13 protein-coding genes are annotated in these 14,576 nt (G+C 72.9%); 8 read left to right on the forward strand and 5 right to left on the reverse strand.

Annotation, left to right across the window (positions count from 1 at the left end; all coding sequences use genetic code 11):
• Positions 1-35 precede the first annotated feature (35 nt).
• From AB0I91_RS43935 to AB0I91_RS43945, 3 genes are read right to left on the reverse strand one after another with little or no spacing between them, the layout of a single operon-like run.
• On the reverse strand, positions 36-506 hold the full coding sequence (locus AB0I91_RS43935) for a hypothetical protein (protein WP_498780999.1): 471 nt from the start codon (positions 504-506) through the stop codon (positions 36-38).
• 56 nt (positions 507-562) lie between these two features.
• Positions 563-1,264: a response regulator gene (locus AB0I91_RS43940; RefSeq protein ID WP_498780997.1), complete on the reverse strand. Its 702-nt coding sequence runs from the start codon at positions 1,262-1,264 to the stop codon at positions 563-565.
• Positions 1,261-2,478 carry a sensor histidine kinase gene (locus AB0I91_RS43945; RefSeq protein WP_498780995.1) on the reverse strand — a complete coding sequence of 406 codons (1,218 nt, stop codon included), beginning with the start codon at positions 2,476-2,478 and terminating at the stop codon, positions 1,261-1,263. Before AB0I91_RS43945 ends, AB0I91_RS43940 begins: the two co-directional genes overlap by 4 nt.
• 380 nt (positions 2,479-2,858) lie before the next feature.
• On the opposite strand from AB0I91_RS43945, the gene AB0I91_RS43950 reads away from it, so the two are divergent.
• From AB0I91_RS43950 to AB0I91_RS43965, 4 genes are read left to right on the forward strand one after another with little or no spacing between them, the layout of a single operon-like run.
• A complete protein-coding gene (locus AB0I91_RS43950) occupies positions 2,859-4,070 on the forward strand; it encodes a 3-deoxy-7-phosphoheptulonate synthase (protein ID WP_499618038.1) in 1,212 nt (403 codons plus the stop codon).
• The gene (locus AB0I91_RS43955; protein WP_498780993.1) at positions 4,067-5,053 is read left to right on the forward strand and encodes an FkbO/Hyg5 family chorismatase; all 987 of its coding nucleotides are present in this window, start codon (positions 4,067-4,069) and stop codon (positions 5,051-5,053) included. Before AB0I91_RS43950 ends, AB0I91_RS43955 begins: the two co-directional genes overlap by 4 nt.
• Positions 5,054-5,070: 17 nt before the next feature.
• Positions 5,071-6,687 carry a hypothetical protein gene (locus AB0I91_RS43960; protein WP_499618039.1) on the forward strand — a complete coding sequence of 539 codons (1,617 nt, stop codon included), beginning with the start codon at positions 5,071-5,073 and terminating at the stop codon, positions 6,685-6,687.
• A 28-nt stretch (positions 6,688-6,715) separates the two neighbouring features.
• Complete coding sequence (locus tag AB0I91_RS43965; protein ID WP_499642188.1) at positions 6,716-7,210, forward strand: DoxX family membrane protein; 495 nt, start codon at positions 6,716-6,718, stop codon at positions 7,208-7,210.
• Positions 7,211-7,279: 69 nt separating this feature from the next.
• On the opposite strand, the gene AB0I91_RS43970 is transcribed toward AB0I91_RS43965, so the two are convergent.
• Together AB0I91_RS43970 and AB0I91_RS43975 are read right to left on the reverse strand one after the other, a co-directional pair.
• Positions 7,280-7,606: a DUF1540 domain-containing protein gene (locus AB0I91_RS43970; RefSeq protein WP_498780988.1), complete on the reverse strand. Its 327-nt coding sequence runs from the start codon at positions 7,604-7,606 to the stop codon at positions 7,280-7,282.
• Between the two features lie 191 nt (positions 7,607-7,797).
• On the reverse strand, positions 7,798-9,456 hold the full coding sequence (locus AB0I91_RS43975) for a cellulose binding domain-containing protein (protein WP_499642190.1): 1,659 nt from the start codon (positions 9,454-9,456) through the stop codon (positions 7,798-7,800).
• 131 nt (positions 9,457-9,587) lie between these two features.
• On the opposite strand from AB0I91_RS43975, the gene AB0I91_RS43980 reads away from it, so the two are divergent.
• From AB0I91_RS43980 to AB0I91_RS43995, 4 genes are all read left to right on the forward strand, one after another.
• The gene (locus AB0I91_RS43980) at positions 9,588-10,481 is read left to right on the forward strand and encodes a sigma-70 family RNA polymerase sigma factor (RefSeq protein ID WP_499642192.1); all 894 of its coding nucleotides are present in this window, start codon (positions 9,588-9,590) and stop codon (positions 10,479-10,481) included.
• 99 nt (positions 10,482-10,580) lie between these two features.
• The gene (locus AB0I91_RS43985) at positions 10,581-11,969 is read left to right on the forward strand and encodes a glycosyl hydrolase family 18 protein (RefSeq protein ID WP_499642195.1); all 1,389 of its coding nucleotides are present in this window, start codon (positions 10,581-10,583) and stop codon (positions 11,967-11,969) included.
• Positions 11,970-12,051: 82 nt separating this feature from the next.
• Entirely contained in the window at positions 12,052-12,996 is a 945-nt protein-coding gene (locus AB0I91_RS43990; RefSeq protein WP_498780981.1) for a DNA polymerase domain-containing protein, read from the forward strand.
• Positions 12,997-13,183: 187 nt separating this feature from the next.
• Complete coding sequence (locus AB0I91_RS43995) at positions 13,184-14,458, forward strand: M28 family peptidase (RefSeq protein ID WP_499642197.1); 1,275 nt, start codon at positions 13,184-13,186, stop codon at positions 14,456-14,458.
• The last annotated feature ends 118 nt before the right edge of the window (positions 14,459-14,576 follow it).

A 14,576-nucleotide genomic window follows, 5' to 3' on the forward strand; every position in this document is an offset into this window, starting at 1 on the left:
CCGCGCGTGTCCTGTGACACGCGCGGCGGGGTGGGTTAAGCGGAGAGGGTGGTGATGCGGTGGCGGAGGGCGGTTTCCAGGTCGCGCAGTTCGCGGGCCGGGGCGCCCAGGCCGGTCATGGCGAGGCGGCGGGTTTCCAGGCGGTCGGTGCGGTAGCGGGGGAAGGCCAGGCGCAGGGCGCAGTCCAGCATGCCGAGGTGGTAGCGGATGAGCTCCACGATCCGCTGCGGCGGCGGAGGACGGTCGGCCTGCCACGCGAGGTCCGCCGCCCAGCCGGACAGCCGGCCGTACTGGGCCGCCACGGCACGTCCGCTGCGCGCCACTTCCCACGACGGCTCACCGGGTTGCGCGCAGTCGGCGATCACCGCCTCCGCCCGATCCTGCAGCGCCACGGCCTGGACCACGACCTCCAGCAACGCACCCAGCCGCACGAGTTCCGCCGCTGCCGGATCGAGCACGACGCTCGGTTCGGCACGGCCCTGTGCCCGGCGCGGACGGATGCGCACGGCTCACGGTACCGCGCACCGCCGCTTCGCAACCGCCCCAAGACCAACCGTAACGATCAAGTCGGACGCCCGGCCGGCGGTGGCGGGCTGCTCCCCGGCACGACCAAGCCGCTCTGGTACGCCGCCGCGATCGCCTGGGCCCGGTCGCGCAGCCCGAGCTTCATCAGGATCCGCCCCAGGTGCGTCTTCACCGTCGCCTCACCGACCACGAGGTGCCCGGCGATCTCCGGGTTCGAGAACCCGTGCGCCACGAGCACCAGCACCTCCCGCTCCCGCACCGTCAGCTCGCCCATCTCCGCCGACGTCGGCAACTGGTGCCGGGGCCGGGCCGCGAACTCCCGGATCAGTCCTTTCGCGACGGTCGGGTCAAGCCACGCCTCACCGGACGCCACCGTGCGCACCGCGTCGACCAGCTCGCGCGGCACCGCGTCCTTGAGCAGGAACCCGGTCGCACCGGCCCGCAGCGCCGCGTACACCGCCTCGTCGACGTGGTACGTCGTCAGGATGATGATCTTGGTGGCGTGGTCCTCGCCCGCCGGGTCCGCGTCGATGATCCGCCGCGTCGCCTCGACCCCGTCCACGCCGGGCATCCGCACGTCCATCAGCACCACGTCCGGGTGCAGCTCCGCGGCCCGCGCGACCGCGCCCGCCCCCTCGTCCGCCTCGGCCACCACCTCGATGTCCGGCTCGGCGTCGAGCAGCATCGCCAGACCCGCCCGCACCAACGGCTGGTCGTCCACCAGCATCACCCGGATCACCGGTGTTCCCGCACGGGCTCGCTCGCCACCGGCCCGGCGACCGGCAGCACGGCCGTCACCCGGAACCCGCCCGCCGGCGCCGGCTCGGCCGCCAACCTCCCGCCCACGATCGCCAGCCGCTCCACGAGCCCGGCCAGACCGTGGTTCGTGGACAGCGCCCGCTCCGGCCGCCGTCCCCGACCGTCGTCGGCGACCTCGACGGTGAGCTCGCACGGCTCCCACCGCAGCCGCACGTCCACCTCCGCGCCGGGCCCCACGTGCTTGGTCACGTTCGTCAACGCCTCCTGCACGACCCGGTACGCGGCGAGGTCCACGCTGGCCGCGAGCCGACCCGGCTCACCCTCCACCCGCGTGTGGACGCGCACCCCCGCCGCCGAGATCGTGCCGACCAGGTGCTCCACGTCGGCCAGACCCGGCTGCGGCCGGCCGGTCACCCCGTCGCCCGCCTCGTCGTCGTCGCTCAGCCGCAACGCGGTCAGCATCCGCCGCAGCTCGCCCATCGCCTGCTCGCCCGCCTCCTCGATGTGGCCGAGCGCCTGTCCGACCCGCACCGGGTCGCTGTCGAGCACCCGCCGCGCGCCCGCCGCCTGCAACACCATCACGGTCACCGAGTGCGCCACGATGTCGTGCAGCTCGCGCGCGATCCGGGTCCGCTCCCCCATCACCGCCTCGTGCGCCTCCACCCGGCGGCGGAACTCCAGGTCCTCGGCGTGCTGCCGGCTCAGCCGCGCCCACCGCCCGCCGGCCCACACGCAGCCGTACACGAGCAGGTAGAACACCAGCGTGGCGTAGGTGGCGACCATCCGCGCCTCGGGCGGCCGGGACGCGGCCTCGGTCAGCCCGGCCAGCACGGCGAGCACCGCGCACGCGAGCAGCGCGCCCGCCGACGCCTTCAGCCGCCCGTGCAGCGCGACGGCGAACAACGCCATGCACGGCACGGCGGTCGGCCGGAACTCCAGCTCGTTCGTCGGCATGACGAGCACCGCCCACACCCACACCACCCCGAACGCCAGCACGGGGTACCTGCGCCGCACCAGCAGCGCCGCGAAGCCGACCGCGACCAGGGCGACGAACAACCACAGACCCGCGCCCGCCGGCGTGCGGTTGCTGACCGCCGAGAACAGGAAGACGTCCACCGCGGTGGCCGAGGCGGCCAGGGCGACGTCGACCGCCGTGAAGCGGGACAACCACCGTGGCCGTCCCTCGCCGTCCATCAGGCCGATTCCTTCCGGCACGACGGCAGGTGGCCGCACGGGCCGATCGCCAGTGGTTCGCCCTCGAAAGCGCGCGCCTGGACCGACACGACAAGTCGCACGTTGGAACCGGACACCATTCCCTCCCCTTGTCACGCCATCCCGCGTTCGGTGCGCACGCATTTCCACGTGCTGGGAACAATGGCAACACATCTTCCCCGAACTATCGTCCACCCGGCGTCGGAGCTTGACGATCCCCCTCACGGTTTACCTCGATCGGGCGACGCAGCACGGGAAAGCGGACCCGGCGAATCCACCCGGGGACCGACGAAAAGGCACATCGCGTTTCCGCATGATTGCCGTACAAAACCGACGACCGAACCAGACCGACGGAGGCGCGAGTGTCCACGGAGCCAGTTCCGCGCAGCCACGCCAGGGTGTTGTCCGAATGGGAGACGGCGCACTGGAAATCGCTGCCCGCCGCCCAGCAGCCGCCGTGGCCGGACCGCCGCGCGCGGTCGTTCCGGGCGAGGCTGGCGCGGTTGGCCGGCCTGGTGACGCCCGGCGAGGTGGCGGCGCTGCGGCGCGAACTGGGCGAGGTCGCGGCCGGTCGGCGGCTCGTCGTGCAGGCCGGTGACTGCGCCGAGCCGTTCGCCGAGTGCGGTCCGCGCCACGTGACGCCCAAGGCGGCGCTGGTCGACCGGCTGGCGACGGCGCTCGGCGACGACGACCGGCCCGTGGTGCGGGTCGGCCGGGTGGCCGGGCAGTTCGCCAAGCCGCGCTCGCGGCCGACCGAGGTGGTCGACGGGGTGGAGCTGCCGGTGTACCGGGGCGACCTGGTCAACGCGCCGCAGGCGGACCCGACCGCCCGGCGCGCGGACCCGGCCAGGCTCGTCGCCGGCTACCACGCGGCGCGGTCGGCGACCGGGCTGCTGCGCCACCACCACCCGTCGCTGTGGACCAGCCACGAGGCGCTGGTGCTGGACTACGAGCTGCCGATGGTGCGCCGGGACGACCGGGGCGTCCCGCTGCTCACCTCCACGCACTGGCCGTGGATCGGCGACCGGACCCGCGACGTCGACGGCGCGCACGTGCGGCTGCTGGCGTCGGTGGCGAACCCGGTCGCCTGCAAGGTGGGCCCGGTCATGCGGCCGGACGAGCTGCGGGCGCTGTGCGAGCGGCTCGACCCGGAGCGGGAGCCGGGTCGGCTCACGCTGATCGCCCGCCTCGGCGCGGACGCGGTGTCCGAGCTGCTGCCGCCGCTGGTGGACGCGGTCCGCGCGGCCGGCCACCCGGTGATCTGGCTGTGCGACCCGATGCACGGCAACACGGTCACCGACGCCGTGGGCCGCAAGACCCGACTGGTCGCCACGGTGGTCCGCGAGGTCGCGGGTTTCCGGGCCGCCGTGGACGCCGGCGGCGGGGTGGCCGGCGGCCTGCACCTGGAAACCACTCCGGACGAGGTCGCGGAATGCGGTTGGGACGACTTCCCGACCGGCTCGTACACGAGCCTCTGCGACCCCCGGCTCAATCCCGGACAGGCGCTCGCCGTGATCGCGGCGTGGCGTGCGGTCCGACTTCAAGAGGGGGAAAAACATTGCGTGGCAACGTGATAGTGACGCCGCCGTGCACGTTCCGGACGGCGGAGGACTTCGCCGTCCTGGCGGGCGACACCGTGCTGGGCGCCGTCCGCCACTCGACCAGGGGCGGCCGGCCGCGGTGGGAGCACGGCCTGCCGGTCCTCCCGCTGCACATGCTGCGGCCGGGTGAGCCCGAGGTCGTGGAGGTCTGGCACACCGAGGGGAGCCTGGTCCGGACCGGCGAGCACAAGGGGCTGCTCTACGCGCACGACGGCGAGGTGCTGTTCTGCGCCGGGTGGATCGGGCCGTCGGCGGACTGCGAAGAGGCCGCTCACCAGGCGTACCTGGCGGCGTTCGAGCTGGTCGAGGCCCTGGGCTACCCGAACGTGTTCCGCATGTGGAACATGCTCGACGGCATCACGGAGCCCAGCGCGCGCGGCACCGAGGTGTACCGGGACTTCTGCGTCGGCCGGGGCAAGGCGTTCGACGAGCGCGGTCACGCCATGCCGGCGTCCACCGGCATCGGCTCGCTGGGCGACGGCGTCGCGTTCTACTTCCTGGCGCACCGGTCGCACACGGCCGTGCACCTGGAGAACCCGTTGCAGGTGCCCGCGCACGAGTACCCGGAGCAGTACGGGCCGAGGCCGCCGAGCTTCGCGCGGGCGACGTACCTGAAGCCGGAGCGGGGTCGGGGCTCGCTGTACGTGTCGGGCACCGCGAGCATCCTCGACCACGCCACCGTGGCGCCCGGCGACGTGGCGCGCCAGGTCCAGGTGACGCTGGCCAACATCGCCGCGCTCATCGGCGCGGACAACCTCACCGGGCACGGGATCGACGGCGGCTACCGCCTCGACGACCTGCGCGCGATCAAGGTCTACGTCAAGCGACCCGAGGACGTGCCCCTCGTGACGCGGCTGTGCCGCGACGAATTCTCCCGGCGCGCGGACATCGCGGTGTTCACCGTCGACGTCTGCCGCCCGGACCTGCTCGTCGAGATCGAAGGGATGACACCGTGAACCGAGAGGGAGCACCCATGCCGAACACGTCCGTCCTGGCCGAGCCGGACGCCGTCCGGATCCTGATGGTGACCGATGGGACGGCGAGCTTCGACCGGGCCGACTTCGGCCTGGCCACCCTCGTGGACGTGCTGTCCACGCCGCCCGGGCCGTGGGTCCGGTTCGAGGTGACGCGGGCGCACCGGGAGGAGAACCTGCCCTCGTTGTCCGCGGACCTCCCGGGGTTCCGGTTCGACGGGCACGACCTGGGCCAGTACGACCAGATCTGGTTGTTCGGCGTGGCCCGCGCGCCCCGGCCGCCGTTGGACCAGACCGAGTTGCGCGCGTTGGCGGAGTTCATGGACGCGGGCGGCGGCGTGTTCGCCACCGGCGACCACGAGGACCTGGGCGTGTCCATGTGCGGCGACCTGCCGCGCGTGCGGAGCATGCGCAAGTGGCACTGGCCCGATCCCGGCCCGAACGGCGAGCCGGTCGCGCCGTCGATCGACGGCCCGGACCGCAACGACACGCTGTCGGAGGGCCACGACCCGCTGTTCCAGCTCAACGACCAGTCCGACGACATCCCGCAGGTCATCACGCCGCGGATGTACGCGACGTCGGACTCGCCGAAGTGGGCGCACCAGGGCTACCCGCACCCGCTGCTGTCGGGACCGCGCGGCACGATCCGCGTGCTGCCGGACCACCCGCACGAGGGCGAGTGCTACGTGCCGGACGACCTGACCAGGTCGTTCACCTTCGACGGGTACGAGATGACCGAGTACCCGGCGGGGTTGGCGCCGGAGGTCGTGGCGTGGTCGACGATCAACTCCCGGGCCGCGGACCGCGACCCGCGCAAGGGGCGGTTGGACGCGAGCACGTTCGGCGCGATCGGCGCGTACGACGGGCACCAGGTCGGCGTCGGCCGGGTGGCGGTGGACGCCACGTGGCACCACTTCTTCAACGTCAACCTGGTCGGCGACCCGACCGTGCCGGAGGACCCGATCAAGAGCGTCGGGTTCGCCGCGTCGGCCGCGGGTCAGGCCGCGTACGAGGAGATCAAGGCCTACTTCCGCAACATCGCGGTGTGGCTGTCCCGGCCGACCACGCAGGAGGCCATGTGGTGGCGCGCGGTGTGGGCCACGCGCTGGCACCACCAGGTGGCGATGGACCTGCGGCCGGCGCTGATGGGCACGCCGGAGGACCTGGACCTGGCGGAGCTGCTGCGGATCGGCGCGGACGCCCGCCAGGTGCTGACGGCCACCGTCACCAGGGCGGACGCGTTGCAGTGGGCCGGCAGGCACGGCGTGGGCGCGGTCGACGCGGGCCTGTGGGAGACGGTCCGGCCGCACCTCGACCCGTGGCAGCCCCGATCGGGTGATGAAGAGGCGGGGCACCTGCCCAACCTCGTGCTGTCGCTGCTGCCGGAGCTGGTGCTGGACGCGGTGCTCGGCGCGGTCGTGTACGCGGTGGCCGCGGCGTTCCCGGAGCCGACCCAGGAGGCCCGTGACCGGGCGTCGGGCGTCGACTGGGCCGCGACGGTGCGCCCGCACCTGGACCGGGCGCTGGACGTGGTCGCGGAGCAGGTCCAGCGGACGGACACGCGGTTGCGGTCGTTGGGCGACACGCTCACCGCCGCCCGCCGGTCGGGCGCCTGAGCCCGACCGCTACGAGGGGGGATGACGGATGACCAGCGAGCTGACCAGCGAGCCGAAGACCGACCACGCGCCGCCCACCGGGACCACGCGCACGGCGCTGCTCGACCGGGCGTCACGCGCGGTGGACGGCGTGCTCGACCTGAGCGTCCCGCTGCTGCGGATCGCACTGGGCGTGGTGTTCCTGTGGTTCGGGGTGTTGAAGGTCGCCGGCACGTCGCCGGTGCGCGACCTGGTCGCCGACACCGTGCCGTTCCTGCCCGCGTCCTGGTTCGTGCCGAGCGTCGGCGTGTTCGAGGTGCTGGCGGGCATGGCGCTGATCGTGGCGGTGCAGGTGCGGGTGGTCGCGGCGCTGACGGCGCTGCACCTGCTCGGCACGTTCCTCGTGCTGGTGGTGCAGCCGGCGGTGGCGTTCCGCCACGGCAACCCGCTGCTGCTCAGCGTCACGGGTGAGTTCGTGCTGAAGAACCTGGTGCTGGTGGCCGCCTCGCTCGTGGTCGCACGGCACCACCGCCGACGGCGCTGAGACGCCGTCACGACCCGCCGGCCGGTCAGCTCTGAGGGGTGCTGACCGGCCGGCGGCGGTCGTGCGCGCTCAGGACATCGTGGGGCTCGCCGTGTCCTTCGCCCTGGTGTAGGTGAGGCAGTTGGCGGCGTGGTCTCCCTGTCCGGGCCCGACGCGCACGCCGGACGCGGTGCACTCCAGTTCGGCGTTGTGGATGCAGTCGGTGCGCGAGCACGCGCCGACCTGCGCGACGACCTTGGGCAGGCCGCCCTTGCGGGCCAGGGGGATGAACGTTCCGCAGTCGGCCGCCCCGTTCGCGCCGCTCACGGTGATCGCGAAAGCGTGACAACCATCGTGGTTGTACGAACAACCCGTGACCGTGCACGAGTTGACGGCCGGCATTTCCGTGGTGGTCATGACCACTCCTCTGGACAGCAGGTTCCCTGTCCGGGACGTTGCCACCGACCACCGGGTACCGCAACACGAAATCATTAAGGGGAGCCTAACCTAAAAGCCCGCACCACGATTCCGATCGGCGTCCGGAATTGCGTTTCCCCTTTGCGCGGCGACGGTCGCGCAGCCGATCGACCCACCGACCCGCGGCCCCGTCACGGGGTGATCGCGATGTTGGTCAGACCGATCACCGCACGGGTCGCGGTGTTCGACGCGTGCACCACGTTCGGCACGCCGGCGCACTTCGACGTGGAGGTGATCCGGATCGCGTACTGGCCGACGCCGCCCAGGTCCGAGCGGTTGTCCCGCCACACGTTGCCGCACCCGTTGGCGGACGACGGCGTGGTGGCGGGGTTGTGCGTCTCGTAGCCGTTGGCGAAGGTCCCCGGTGCGGCGAACGTGCCGGTGTTGCCCTCGATCGTGTAACCGGTGCCCTTCACGTCGACCCACGAGTCCGCCGAGTTCTGGCCCGAGATGCCGGTCCCGTCGAACGCGTTGCCCCGGATCACGCCGCCGACCGTGCCTTCCTTGACGTCGACGTGCTCGGCCGCGACACCCGGCCCGATCCGATTGCCGAGCACGTGCACCCGGTCGCTGCGGTCCACGCCGCCGGAATTGCCGTGGCAGGCCCAGTTCGAATTGGCGGACCCGAGGTAGACGGCTTCGCCGTACCCCGGCTGCCCGAGTCCCGTGTGGCTGATCGTGGAATCGCGCAGGACGCCGTCGGCCGACGAGCGCCGGAAGTGCACGGCTTCCTCGTCCACGTGGTGCACGTGCACGCGGTCGATCACGGTGTGGTGCGAGTTGTCCGCGACGATGCCCTTCTTCGACTCCCGCACGGTGAACCCGACCAGGTTCCAGTGCGGCGCGTCGTGCAGCCACAGCCCGTAGCCGGGATCCCAGCCCGGTGTCGGCGTCGGGCAGCCCGGCGCGGAACCCGACGGACCGTCGTTGACCAGCACCGCGTCGGCCGGACCGGTGAGCGTGACCGGAGCGCCGGCGGCGCCCGGCCGGGTGATCACGAACGAACCCCGGTACACGCCGGCGGCCATCCGGATGGTCTGCCCCGCCACGGCGCCGGCCAGGGCCGCCTGGAGCTGCGCCGGCGTGGCGACGTCCACGGTGGACCCGCCGGAGCCCGTGCCGGTCGTGGCGGCCACCTCGGCGCTCGCGCCGGAGACGTTGCCCGCCGCGTCGCGCGCCCGCACGGTGAACGCGTACGCCGTGCCCGGCAGCAGGCCGCCGACGGTCGTGGCGGTGGACGTCGCCGACGCGACCACGGTCGTGCCGCGCAGCACCTGGTAGTCGGTGACGCCGACGTCGTCGCTCGACGCCTCCCACGCCAACGACACCGAGCTCGCCGTCACGCCCGTCACCCGCGCACCGACCGGAACGGTGGGCGCGGACGTGTCGGGGACCGGACCTCCGCCGTCGCACGGCGTGCCGCCGACCGTGCAGCCGGTCGGCAGGCCGAGACCGGTGACGGTGAACCCGAAGCTCGCCGTGCCACCGGGCCGGACGCGGCCGTTGTAGCCCGCGTCGGCGAACCGGTAGTGCTGCCCGTCGCGGGTGAGCACGGAGCTCCACGCGTTGCTCACCGACGACCCGGGCGGCAGGTCGAACTCGACCACCCAGCCGGTGCTCTCCACGTCACCGGTGTTGGTCAGCACGACCTGCCCGCCGTACCCGGTGCTCCACACCGACGACCGGCTGACCGCGGCGGACAGCTCCGCCGCCACCGCCCGCGCCGCGCCGACGTGCACCCCGACCAGGCAGGCGAGCGCGACACCCACCGCCATCAGGCGCTTACCCATGCGATCGCTCCTCGCGTCTCCGGCGGCGGCCGTGAGTCGACCTCTGGCTACCACGTCGACGGCGGGCCGTCGAGCCCGTCACCTTTCGCCGCTCCGGCTCGTCCACCCGGTAGACGACCGGGAGGGGACCGATGCACGACGACCTGGCGGACCGATTCGAGGCGCACCGCGGGCACCTGCGCGCGGTCGCCCACCGGATGCTGGGCTCCCTGCCCGAGGCCGAGGACGCCGTCCAGGAGACCTGGTTGCGGCTGCGCCGGGTCGACGCCGACGGGATCGACAACCTCGCCGCCTGGCTGCGCACCGTGGTCTCCCGGGTGTGCCTGGACGTGCTCCGCCACCGCCGGACCCGCCGCGAGGACGTGGTCGAGCAGGTGCCCGACCTGCCCGCCGACGACGACCCGGAGACCGAGGCGGTGCTGGCCGACTCGATCGGACGGGCGCTGCTCGTCGTGCTCGACACGCTCGGGCCCGCCGAACGCGTCGCGTTCGTGCTGCACGACGCGTTCGCCGTGCCGTTCGAGCGGATCGCGCCGATCGTCGGCCGCAGCACGGCCACCACGAAGAAGATCGCCAGCCGCGCCCGGCACAAGGTCCGCGGCACGACCGCGCTCCCCGAGCCCGAGCTCACCCGCCACCGGCACGTCGTGGAGGCGTTCCTCGCCGCCGCCCGCGCGGGCGACTTCGACGCCCTGCTCGCCGTGCTCGATCCCGACGTCGTCCGCCGCGCCGACCCCGCCGTGCTGCCACCCGGCGCGGCGGCCGAGGTCCGCGGTGCGCACGCCGTCGCCGCCGAGACCGTCGTCCTCACCGCGAACGCGCGCCACGCCGAACCGGCCCTCGTGGACGGACGCGTCGGCATCGTCGTCGCACCGCGCGGACGGCTCCGGCTCGCCCTCACCGTCACGGTCCGGGACGACCGGATCGCCGCCTACGACGTCATCGCCGACCCCTCCCGCCTGCGGCAACTCGTCATCACGGTGCCGGGCGACTTTTATCGTGACTTGAATCAAGTACGCCAGTAAGGTCGGGCGCGGCTGCCAGTCCCCGGCCGGCGACCGCGCGGAACCCGCCGCCACCGCGCGGACGACGGCCGTGGACCTCCCTGTGAAAGGACCACGTCCATGCAGTCCCCTGCACCATCACGGCGCGCGTCGACCCGGTGGGGCGCCGCGGGCCTCGCCCTCGCCACGGCGGCGGCCGGCCTCGCGGTGGCCGTCGCCACCGCGCCGGCGGCTCAGGCCACCGTCCTGCCCAACGGCTTCAAGAGCGTCGGCTACCTGCCGTCGTGGGCGGGCAGCGTCAACGCCGTCCAGTACACCAAGCTCACCCACATCAACTACGCGTTCGCCCTGCCCAACTCGAACGGCACGCTCCAGGCCATCCCCGACCCGGGCAAGCTCGCGTCCCTGGTCTCCCTGGCCCACGCCAACGGCGTGCGCGTCTCGCTGGCCATCGGCGGCTGGAACGACGGCAACGACTCGGCGTTCGAGGCCCTGGCCGCCAACGCCACCAGCCGCACCACGTTCGTCAACGCCGTCGTCAACGCCGTCAACCAGCACAACCTCGACGGCGTCGACATCGACTGGGAGTACCCCGACCCCGGCGCGTCGGCGACCAACTTCACCGCCCTCATGGGCCAGCTCAGCACCGCCATGCACAGCCGCGGCAAGCTCCTCACGGCCGCGGTCGTGTCCGGCGGCGGCACCGCGGAAGGCGTCCAGACCGCCGTGTTCGGCCAGGTCGACTGGCTCAACATCATGGCCTACGACGGCGGCAGCCCGCACGCCAACTACGACTGGTCCATCGGCACCGTCAACTACTGGAAGTCGCGCGGCCTGCCCGCCGCCAAGGCCGTGCTCGGCGTGCCGTTCTACAGCAGGCCGAACTACTACACCTACGCGCAACTGGTCGCCATGGACCCGGCCAACGCCAACCGCGACTGCGTCACCGTCAGCGGCGTGCAGCAGTGCTACAACGGCGTGCCCACCATCAAGCGCAAGACCCAGTGGGCCATGGCCAACGCCGGCGGCGTGATGAACTGGGAGCTGTCGCAGGACACCACCGGCAGCACTTCCCTGCTCAGCGCCATCTACGACACGGTCATGGGCGGCACCACCCCGCCCGGCCGCACCGGTCCCATCACCGGCATCGCGGGCAAGTGCGTCGACGTGGCCAGTGCGTCGTCCGCCAACGGCACCGCCATCCAGCTCTGGACGTGCAACGGCACCACCGCGCAGAGCTGGACCGTCTCCGGCGACGGCTCGCTGCGCGCCCTCGGCAAGTGCCTGGACGTGGCGAGCGCGGGCACCGCCAACGGCACCGTCGTCCAGCTGTGGGACTGCAACGGCACGGGCGCGCAGAAGTGGCAGGCGGGCTCCGACGGCACGCTGCGCAACCCCGCCTCCGGCCGCTGCCTCGACGCCACCGGGCCCAGCTCGGCCGACGGCACCCGGCTGCAGATCTGGGACTGCTTCGCCGCCGCCAACCAGGTCTGGCGGCTCCCCGCCTGAGCGGACCCGGGCACGGCCCGTTCCTCGCGGAGCGGGCCGTGTCCCGCTTGCCCGCGGCACGGTCAACCGCAAAGGTGGTGCGATGGGTGAAGAGCGGGACGGCGTGGCGCTGACCAACCTCGACCAGCCGTTGTTCGACGGCGCCGACGCGACCAAGGGCGACCTGGTCGACTACCTCGACGCGGTGCGCGACCGGATCATCCCCGCCCTGGCCGGGCGACCGCTGTCGGTGGTGCGGGTGCGGCCGGGCCAGGAGCCGTTCACCCAGAAGAACCTGCCGAAGTACACGCCGCCGTGGGTGCGGACCGTGCCCCTGTGGGCGGAGACGTCCAAGCGGGAGATCCGGTACGCGCTGTGCGAGGACCGGCGCACGCTGCTGTGGTTCGCCAACCAGCGCGCGGTCGAGTACCACGTGACGCCGGCACCGGCCGACGCGTTCGACCGGCCCGACTACCTCGTGCTCGACCTCGACCCGCCGGAGGGCTCGGGCTTCGACGTGGTCGTGGCGGCGGCGAAGCTCGTGCGGCGGGCGCTGGCCGACGACGGGCTGACCGGTGTGGTGAAGACCAGCGGGTCCAAGGGCGTGCACGTGTTCGTGCCCGTGGAGGGCGTGGACCACGACGTGGCCGCCGCGACCCGGGCGTTGGCGGCGCGGGCCGAGCGCCTCGACCCGGAGCTGGCGACCACGGCGTTCATCAAGGACGACCGGGGCGGGCGGGTGTTCCTCGACTCGACGCGGGCCTACGGCTCGACCGTGGCCGCGGCGTACAGCCCCCGGATCCGGCCGGGCGCCACGGTGTCGTTCCCGGTGGACTGGGACGACCTCGACTCCGTGACGCCCGCCGACTTCACCGTGAAGACCGCGCCGGCGCTGCTCGGCGACGGCGACCCGTGGCACTCGCGGCTGCCCGCGCCCCAGAAGCTCCCGGACGACCTGGTCGCCGAGGGGCACACCATCCCGGTGGCCCGCGTCCAGGCGATGCACGAGGGCAAGCGGCGGGCCCGCGCCCAGCGCGCCCAGCAGTAACGCCACCGTGCCGCGCGCGGTCGGACCAGGTCCGCGCCGAGCCGTCGAGCAGGCGGCGCCGCCCGGTCTGCGTCCGAACGTGCCACGACGAAAGTCGCTACCGCGGGGGTGGCACAGCCCGCACGCTCGTGCGTGGCCATCCCTAAACCCTGCGGAGGCAGCCATGTCCTTGAGAAGGACGACCCCTGTGGCGAGCGCCCTGTTGCTCGCCGCCGCCCTGTTGAGCCCACCCGTCGCCACCGCGGCCCCGGTGAGCGCGGTGGCCGTGCCGGACATCCCGGTGGCCAACGTCCAGGCGCACCTGAACGACCTGCAGACCATCGCCACCAACAACGGCGGTAACCGGGCGCACGGCCGGCCCGGGTACCTGGCGTCGGTCAACCACGTCAAGGCGAAGCTGGACGCGGCCGGGTACCAGACGTCCGTGCAGCAGTTCACCACCAGCGGCGCGACCGGCTACAACCTGATCGCGGACTGGCCCGGCGGCGACCCGAACGACGTGCTGATGCTCGGCGGCCACCTGGACAGCGTGAGCGCGGGTCCGGGCATCAACGACAACGGCACCGGCTCGGCGGGCCTGCTGGAGGTCGCGCTGACCGTGGCCCGGCAGGGCCTGGCCCCGACCAAGCACGTCCGGTTCGGCTGGTGGGGCGCGGAGGAGCTCGGCCTGATCGGCTCCACCTACTACGTGAACAACCTGCCGACGACCGAGCGGTCGAAGATCAAGGCGTACCTGAACTTCGACATGATCGGCTCGCCGAACCCGGGCTACTTCGTCTACAGCGCCTCCGGCCAGCCGACCGGGTCGCTGCTGCTCCAGCAGACGTTGCAGGCGGCGTTCAGCGTGCCGACCGAGCTGACGTCGGTCGGCGGGCGGTCCGACCACGCGGCGTTCGCGCGGTCCGGCATCCCGGTCGGCGGCACGTTCACCGGCGCCGAGGTCACCAAGACCTCCGCGCAGGCGCAGAAGTGGGGCGGCACGGCGGGCGTCGCCTTCGACCGCTGCTACCACCGCTCGTGCGACACGATCAGCAACGTCGACGTCACCGCGTTGGACCGCAACACCGACGCGATCGCGTACGCCCTGTGGACGTTGGCGGGCTCCGGCGGCAACCCGCCCGGGCCGCGGTTCGAGAACGCGACCGACGTGACCATCCCCGACCTGACCACGGTCGAGAGCCCGATCACGGTCTCCGGCGTCGCGGGCAACGCGCCGTCGGCGCTGGCGGTCGGCGTGGACATCACCCACACCTACCGGGGTGACCTGGTGATCGACCTGATCGCGCCGGACGGCTCGGCGTACCGGGTGAAGGCGTCGAGCAACGACAGCGCGGACAACATCGTCACCACGTACACCGTGAACGCGTCCTCGGAGGTCGCCAACGGCACGTGGAAGCTGCGCGTGCAGGACGTCGCGTCCGCGGACACCGGCCGGATCAACGGCTGGTCCTTGCAGTTCTGACCGGAGCCGGGCGGCGGCGCGGGTTCCTGCGCCCGCGCCCCCGCGGGCCGCCGCCCCGGCACTTGTTAGGCGCCGAGTGGGCAAAGGGAGAGCACCCCAAAGAAAAAAAAGCAACAAA

The sequence above is a fragment of the Actinosynnema sp. NPDC049800 genome, assembly GCF_040656635.1.
Classification (GTDB): Bacteria; Actinomycetota; Actinomycetes; order Mycobacteriales; family Pseudonocardiaceae; genus Actinosynnema.

Bases quoted from the DNA above. Each gene is read 5' to 3' on its own strand.
- AB0I91_RS43945 (WP_498780995.1), bottom strand. From the start codon at position 2,478: ATGGACGGCGAGGGACGGCCACGGTGGTTGTCCCGCTTCACGGCGGTC.
- AB0I91_RS43960 (WP_499618039.1), top strand. From the start codon at position 5,071: ATGCCGAACACGTCCGTCCTGGCCGAGCCGGACGCCGTCCGGATCCTG.
- AB0I91_RS43965 (WP_499642188.1), top strand. From the start codon at position 6,716: ATGACCAGCGAGCTGACCAGCGAGCCGAAGACCGACCACGCGCCGCCC.
- AB0I91_RS43970 (WP_498780988.1), bottom strand. From the start codon at position 7,606: ATGACCACCACGGAAATGCCGGCCGTCAACTCGTGCACGGTCACGGGT.
- AB0I91_RS43975 (WP_499642190.1), bottom strand. From the start codon at position 9,456: ATGGGTAAGCGCCTGATGGCGGTGGGTGTCGCGCTCGCCTGCCTGGTC.
- AB0I91_RS43980 (WP_499642192.1), top strand. From the start codon at position 9,588: ATGCACGACGACCTGGCGGACCGATTCGAGGCGCACCGCGGGCACCTG.
- AB0I91_RS43985 (WP_499642195.1), top strand. From the start codon at position 10,581: ATGCAGTCCCCTGCACCATCACGGCGCGCGTCGACCCGGTGGGGCGCC.
- AB0I91_RS43990 (WP_498780981.1), top strand. From the start codon at position 12,052: ATGGGTGAAGAGCGGGACGGCGTGGCGCTGACCAACCTCGACCAGCCG.